This is a genomic window from Intestinimonas sp. UBA1698, assembly GCF_002320075.1.
GTDB lineage: Bacteria > Bacillota > Clostridia > Oscillospirales > Oscillospiraceae > Intestinimonas > Intestinimonas massiliensis.
In genome coordinates, this window is record NZ_DCJO01000013.1 from 53,407 (window position 1) to 60,586 (window position 7,180).

6 protein-coding genes are annotated in these 7,180 nt (G+C 65.0%); 4 read left to right on the forward strand and 2 right to left on the reverse strand.

Annotated elements, in window-relative coordinates; all coding sequences use genetic code 11:
- The first annotated feature begins 161 nt into the window (after positions 1–161).
- Positions 162–1,478, forward strand: coding sequence for a branched-chain amino acid transport system II carrier protein (gene brnQ / locus B3H64_RS02845; RefSeq protein ID WP_286732792.1), 1,317 nt, complete (start codon positions 162–164; stop codon positions 1,476–1,478).
- Positions 1,479–1,582: 104 nt separating this feature from the next.
- Here brnQ and B3H64_RS02850 read toward each other — a convergent pair whose 3' ends face one another.
- On the reverse strand, positions 1,583–2,698 hold the full coding sequence (locus tag B3H64_RS02850; RefSeq protein ID WP_286732794.1) for an S-layer homology domain-containing protein: 1,116 nt from the start codon (positions 2,696–2,698) through the stop codon (positions 1,583–1,585).
- A 40-nt stretch (positions 2,699–2,738) separates the two neighbouring features.
- Entirely contained in the window at positions 2,739–3,704 is a 966-nt protein-coding gene (locus B3H64_RS02855; protein WP_050617829.1) for an alpha/beta hydrolase, read from the reverse strand.
- A gap of 191 nt (positions 3,705–3,895) precedes the next feature.
- Here B3H64_RS02855 and B3H64_RS02860 point away from each other — a divergent pair, with 191 nt between their 5' ends.
- From B3H64_RS02860 to B3H64_RS02870, 3 genes are all read left to right on the forward strand, one after another.
- Positions 3,896–5,128 carry a hypothetical protein gene (locus tag B3H64_RS02860; protein ID WP_278894919.1) on the forward strand — a complete coding sequence of 411 codons (1,233 nt, stop codon included), beginning with the start codon at positions 3,896–3,898 and terminating at the stop codon, positions 5,126–5,128.
- A 6-nt stretch (positions 5,129–5,134) separates the two neighbouring features.
- Positions 5,135–5,842 (forward strand): DUF6320 domain-containing protein, encoded by a 708-nt coding sequence (locus B3H64_RS02865; protein ID WP_286732799.1) that lies wholly within the window; start codon positions 5,135–5,137, stop codon positions 5,840–5,842.
- Positions 5,843–6,009: 167 nt separating this feature from the next.
- Positions 6,010–7,180, forward strand: a 1,171-nt coding sequence (locus tag B3H64_RS02870) for an argininosuccinate synthase (RefSeq protein WP_286732802.1), incomplete at its 3' end; no start/stop codon positions are given.

A 7,180-nucleotide genomic window follows, 5' to 3' on the forward strand; every position in this document is an offset into this window, starting at 1 on the left:
GCAGAGCTACATACGCACATGAAACAGCGGCGCGCCATTGGCGCGCCGCTGTTTTTCTCTTGCTCCGGGGAACGGAAGGACTTTACAAAACCCTCCTGCACCGGATATACTGGAAGCAGACGGGCCCGTGCCCGTCGGAATATGCATATTTGGGGGACGCTATGAAAAAACAGGATGGAAAACAGCTTCTGCTGGTGGGCTTCACTCTGTTCTCCATGTTCTTCGGAGCAGGCAACCTGATCTTTCCCCCCGGACTGGGGGCCCAGGCGGGGATTCACACCTGGCCGGCCATGGCCGGCATGGCCATCAGCGCCGTGGGCCTGCCGGTGCTGGGGGTGGTGGCGGTGGCCCGCTCGGGCGGGCTGGATGCCCTGGGCGGCCGGGTCCACCCGATGTTCGCCCGGGTGTTCACTGTGGCGGCCTACCTGGCCATCGGGCCCTGCCTGGCCATTCCGCGCACGGCCAGCACCTCCTTTGAGATGGCGGTGCCCCCCTTTGCGGGGCCGGATGCCCCGCTGGAGCTGCTTCGACTCCTCTTTTCCCTGGCGTTTTTCACCGGGGCGCTGCTGGTGGCGCTCCGGCCGGAAAAGCTGACGGACCGGCTGGGCAAGGTGCTCTGCCCCATTCTGATCGCCCTGATCGTCGTCACCTTTGTGGGGTGTCTGCTCAACCCGCTGGAGGGGTACGGCCCGCCCCAGACCGCCAGCTATGAGACCCACCCCGTGATTGCCGGGTTCCTAGCCGGCTATCAGACCATGGACACCATCGCCGCGCTGGTGTTCGGCATCGTCATTGCCCTGAATCTGCGGGCCAGGGGCGTCCAGGATGAGCGGGACGTGGTCCGGGGCACCATCCGGGCCGGCTGGGTGGCCGGAGCTATGCTGCTGGCGGTCTACTCCATGCTGGCCCATGTGGGGGCCCTGTCCGGCGGGGCTTTTCCGGGGGCATCCACCAACGGGGCGGTGGTACTGACCAATCTGGTCTCCGCCCTGTTCGGCGTGCCGGGCAGCCTTCTGCTGGCGGCGATCTTCCTCATCGCCTGCTTCAACGTGTGCGTGGGGCTCATCAGCTCCTGCGCGGAGTATTTCTCCGGTCTGTGGCCCCGGCTGCCCTACCGCGCCTGGGCGGCGCTCTTCGCGGCGGTGAGCCTGCTCATTGCCAACGCCGGGCTGGACCAGATCCTCCGCGTCTCGGTGCCGGTGCTGAGCATCCTCTACCCCGTGGCCATCGTGCTCATCGCCCTGTCCTTCTTCCAGCGCTGGCTGTGCGGGCTCCGGCTGGTCTACCCCGCGGCCGTGCTGCTCACCGGTGCGGCCAGCATCCTGTATACGCTGCGGGACCTGAAGCTGCTGCCCGCCGGCCTGGGGGATGCGCTGGGACTGCTGCCCCTGGCGGCCCAGGGGCTGGGCTGGCTACTGCCCGCCCTGGCCGGCACGCTTTTGGGGGCGGCGCTGTCGCGGCTGCGCCCCGCCCCTTGACTGCGGCGGCCCGGCCCGCCTTCTGGTGGAGAGCGCGGCGGAGGAAGCGCAAACAAGACGCGCCCCCGGATCACAGATCCGGGGGCGCGTTCGCATGGTTCCGGTTACGGGTTGAGAGGAGTGACGGTGAGGGTGGCCTTGCCGGTGGCCAGGTCCAGCGAGACGCGGTAGACGCCCGGCTCGTGATAGACAAATCCATCCATCTCGGACCGGTCGGTGTAGGTGACCGAGTAGGTCAGGGTGGTCTCGTCCGGACTGAGGGTCAGATTTTCCAGGTTGGGAGCGGTGCCCCGGGGATTGACCGCCGGAATGCCGTCATCCACCCGCAGAATCCTGCCGTCGGGATAGACCAGAATCAGATCGGGGCCCGCCTTGGCGGGCATGCCGCCGTATTCGCCGTAAAGCACGACGCACAGCTTGGTATCCCAGCGCTTTTCGACGTTGAAGGGAAAGCCGGACGGCCCATCTTTCAGATAGGCGATGGTCTCCTCTTGGCTGGGCCCCTCCAGCTTGGCAACGTTGTTCTTGGCCCGGCTCACCGGCCCGCTCTGCCATAGGCGCAGGAAGGTGACGATGCACTGCTCCCGGGTGTAGAGGCCCAGCGGGGAGAACAGACCATCGCCGGTGCCCCCCATGACCCCCAGCGCCCACATGGCCTCGGCGCTGTCCAGGGCCCAATCGGCCACCTGCCCCGCGTCGGTGAAGGTGTCGGCAAAGCTCGGACCGGCGGCGTCCTCCAGAGAACCGCCGTAGACGGCGTAGGCCCGGCACAGCATAGCCGCCGCCTCCTGCCGGGTGATGGGGGCCTCTGGGTCGAAGGTCCCCCGCTTCAAGCCGGCCTCATTCTCGGTCATCCTGCGGCCGTTGACCACGCCCAGGGAGTAGGCCCAGTCCACATGCCTGCTCACGCCGTCCACAAAGGGGGATTCCAACTGGGGAGCGTCCGGGTCCTGGGCGGCCCGCCAGGTCAGCGCAAAATAGAAATTTTCCACGTCATAGCCGTACTGGGCGGCCAGGAACTGCATGGCGATGGCGGCGAATTCACCCCGGGTGATGTCCTGCTGATAGGCGCTTTGCAGGTCCTCGGGGACGAAGCCCAGGGCGATGGCCTGGTCCAGGCTGTCCTGGGCCCAGTCGGAGGCGGAGGGGTCGGCGGCGAAGGCGGTGCAGAGGCAGGTGAGCAGGGCGGCGGTCAACAGGGCGGCCAGTGTCTTTTTCATGTGCGTTACTCCTTTCCGGCGGGGTGGCCCCGCCCATCGGTCAGACGATTTCCAACAGAAAACGTCCCACGCTCTCCATGGCCTCGGCGGCCTTTTTCATGGGGAACATCTGGAACACATGCCACATGTCGGGCCACAGCTCCATCCGGCAGGGGACGCCGGACTGGACCAGCCGGTCCCGCAGGCGCAGGGAATCGGAGAACAGGATCTCGTTCTCACCCACCTGGATGAGGGTGGGGGGGAAGCGGTCAAAGTCCCCGAACAGGGGAGAAAGCAGGGGGGAGGAGAGCTCCTGGCAGGGCGCGTAGGCGGAGCGGACGGCCCGGATATAGTCCATGGTGAGCATGGGGTCGGCGTCCCGGCGGGTCTCGTAGGACCTGCCGCTGGCGGTCATGTCGGTCCAGGGGGAGAAGAGGACCAGCCGCCGGGGCAACAGCCGCCCGGCGTCCCGGAGCTGCATGGCCAGCACCAGGGCCAGGTTGCCGCCGGCGGAGTCCCCGGCCACCGTCACCTCCCGGGCCCCGTAGCCCAGGTGCATCAGATAGTCCCAGGCCCGCATGGCGTCCTCCAGGGGGGCGGGAAAGTGGTACTCGGGGGCCAGGCGGTACTCGAAGGAGAGCACCTCGTAGCCGGTGGCATTGGCCAGCTTGGCGGCCAGAATGCGGGAATAGCCCAGGTTGCCGCTGGTATAGCCGCCGCCGTGGCAGTATAAAATGATATGGCGCTTGTCGTGGCCCCGCTCGGGCCGGGTCCAGGCGGCGGGCATCCCGCCCAGATCGAAGGGCTCCCAGCTCATGCCCAGCATGGGCGCCACCAGCCGTCCCAGCAGCTCCTGACCCTTGCGCTGGCGCTCCAGGTCGTCCGGGGCCATGGAGTCGGGGGAGGCGGCGGAGTGGATGGCCCTGAGTGCGCCCATCATGGCGCTGGTGCGCCTCTGCTCAGCGGCCTGGCGCTCCGCGGGGCTGCGGAGCGTTAGTTTTCTCAGCTTGGTCTTTTCCTTGTCCATAATTCCTCCAGACAGGGGGCGGCAGGTGTTCATTCCATATTCTAACACAAGCCGGGGCGGATGAAAAGCCTTCTTGTGCATAAGACGCGGACGTGGTATGATTTATTCCATGAAAAGGAAAGGGGGGGACGGCCCTGGCCCGGGAGAAAAAGCAGAAAAAGGACTGGTACCCGCTGGACAACGCCGCCCTGATGTACTCGGCCATCCAGCGGGAGGACTACTCGGCCATCTACCGCTTTTCCGCCGTGATGACCGAGCTGGTGGACCCGGCCGCCCTCCAGCGGGCCATCGACCGGACCATGCCCCGGTTCCCCAGCTTCCGCGTCCGCATCCACCGGGGCGCGTTTTGGTACTACTTTGAGCCCAACGACGCCCCGGGCCCCTTTGTCAAGGAGGACATGCAGAACCCCTGCCAACCAGTGCGCTATCGGGAGGACGACGGCTGGCTGGTCCGCTTTTTCTATTACCATTACCGGATTTCCCTGGAGGTATTCCACGCCGTGTCCGACGGGGCGGGGTCGCTGACCTTTTTCAGGACCCTGCTGGCGGTCTACCTGCGGGAACTGGGCCACGCCGTCCCCGACGCGCAGGGCATCTTGGATGTGGACGAGCCGCCCCGGCGGGAGGAGCGGGAGGACGCCTATCTCCGCTACGCCACCGCCCGGGTGAAGCTGGGCATGGGGGACCGGAAGGCCTATCAGGGCAACGGCACGCCGGAGCCCTTCTACACGCTCAACGTCACCATGGGACTGGTGCCGCTGGACAAGCTGCGCGCGGTGGCCAGGAGCTACGACGCCTCGGTGACGGAATACCTGGCGGCGGTGCTCATCCAGTCCCTGCTGGCCAAGCAGCGCCGGGAGGGGCGGCGGCGGGAGCTGCCGGTGGCCCTGGCCGTGCCCATCAATCTGCGGCCCCACTTCCCGTCCGAGACCCTGCGCAACTTCATTCTGACGGTGCGGCCCTCCATCGACCCGGAGCTGGGGGACTACACCTTTCCGGAGATCGTCCGCCAGGTCCACTACTACATGCGCCTGCACATCAACCGCCAGGAGATGCAGGCGCAGCTCACCCGAAATGTGGGCCTGCGGCGGAACAAGCTGCTCCAGATCGTCCCCATCCCCATCAAGGACCTGGCCATGGCCCTCAGCTACAAGCTGGTGGGCAGCCGGCCGTACTCTACGACCTACACCAACCCCGGAGCCTTCCAGGTCCCAGCCGAGATGGAGCCCCACATCCGGCGCATGGAGGTGGTTCTGGGTCAGTCCTATACCCCGCGAACCAACTGCGCCTCCATCAGCTACGGCAACACCATGGAGATCACCTTCGCCGGTACGGTGAAGGAGACGGACGTGGAGCGGGATTTCTTCCGCCATCTGGTGCGGGAGGGACTCCATGTCCGGATACTTTCCAACCGGGAGGAGTGAAACAAGATGTCCTACTGTGTCAACTGCGGCGTGGAGCTGGACCCCAGCGCCGGAATCTGTCCCCTGTGCCACACCCCGGTAGTGAATCCAGGCCGGCCGGCAGATGAGGAGGCTCCGCCCCCCTTTCCCACCCGGCGGGCCGAGGTCCAGCCGGTGAATAAATGGGAGGTGGCCCTGCTGCTGTCCGCCATGCTGGCGTCGGTGGCCGTGTGCTGTGGGCTGCTGAACCTGTTTTTTCTGCGCTCCGACCGGCCCTGGTCCCTCTACGTCATCGGGGCGGCGGTGATGCTGTGGATCTGGTTGGTGCCGCCGCTGCTCCACCGGACCATGCCCTTGTGGCTGCGGCTGCTGCTGGATGTGGCGGCGGTGGGGGTCTATGTTTACCTCATCTCCATCGACCTGCGGGGCCATGACTGGTATATGGGCCTGGCCCTGCCCATTATCCTCACGGGCGGAGCCATCATGGCCGCCCTGGGCCTGCTGCTGGGCAAGGGACGCCGTTCCATCCTGTCCAGTGTCACCCTTATCATCGGCTCCGTCGGGCTGTTCCTGGTGGGCGTGGAGGTCTTCATCGACCGCTGGCTGTTCGGGCGCTGGACTCCGGGCTGGTCGCTGGTGGTGCTGGCAGTGTGCGCGGCACTGGTCATCCCCCTGCTGGTGGTGCGCCACCGCCCTGCCCTCCGGGAGGAGGCCCGGCGGCGGTTCCATATGTGACACCAGCATGAATATTCATAGATTTGTGAATATTCATGCCAATTAGAGGAAAAATATACGGGAAAGAAGGGGGCATAGTACGCATAGTTATGCAAAATTGCCCTTGCATTTTATGCAGGGCCGTGGTATCATAACTCCAACATCGAACGACACGGAGGTTTTTCACCATGGCGGACCAGAAAGAGATCAAAAAAGTCGTACTCGCTTATTCCGGCGGTTTGGATACTTCCATCATCATCCCCTGGCTGAAGGAGAACTACAACGATCCCGAGATCATCGCCGTCTCCGGCGACGTGGGCCAGGGCACCGAGCTGGATGGTCTGGAGGAAAAGGCCATCAAGACCGGCGCCTCCAAGCTGTATGTGGAAGACCTGACGGATGAGATGGTGGACGACGTCATCATCCCCTCCATGATGATGGGCGCCAAGTATGAGGACTATCTGCTGGGCACCGCCTTTGCCCGGCCCATCATCGCCAAGCGCCTGGTGGAGATCGCCAAGGCCGAGGGGGCCGACGCCATCTGCCACGGCTGTACCGGCAAGGGCAACGACCAGGTCCGGTTCGAGCTGGCCATCAAGCGTTTTGCGCCCGAGATGAAGATCATCGCCCCCTGGCGGGAGTGGGACATCAAGGGCCGGGACGAGGAGATCGATTACGCTGAGGCCCACAACGTGCCCTTGAAGATCAGCCGTGAGACCAACTACTCCAAGGACAAGAACCTATGGCACCTGAGCCATGAGGGCCTGGACCTGGAGGACCCGGCCAGCGAGCCCCAGTATGACAAGCCCGGCTTCCTGGAGATGGGCGTTTCCCCGGCCATGGCCCCCGATGCCGCTACCTATGTCACCCTGGACTTTGAGAAGGGCTGGCCGGTGGCCATCGACGGCGAGAAGAAGAAGGCCAGCGACATCATCCGCAAGCTCAACGAACTGGGCGGGGCCAACGGCATCGGCCTGCTGGACATCGTGGAGAACCGGCTGGTGGGCATGAAGGACCGCGGCGTGTACGAGACCCCCGGCGGCACCATTCTCTACCGGGCCCACGAGGTGCTGGAGATGATCACCATCGACAAGGACACCAAGCACATGAAGCAGAAGCTGGCGGTGGACTTTGCCGATCTGGTCTACAACGGCAAATGGTTCACCCCTCTGCGGGAGGCCCTGTCCGCCTTTGCGCTCAAGACGCAGGAGCATGTCACCGGTACGGTGAAGCTCAAGCTTTACAAGGGCAACATCATCACCGCCGGCGTCACCTCGCCCGACACCCTGTATTCCGAGAATCTGGTGACCTTCGAGGAGAGCGATTACAACCAGGACGACGCCACGGGGTTCATCAATC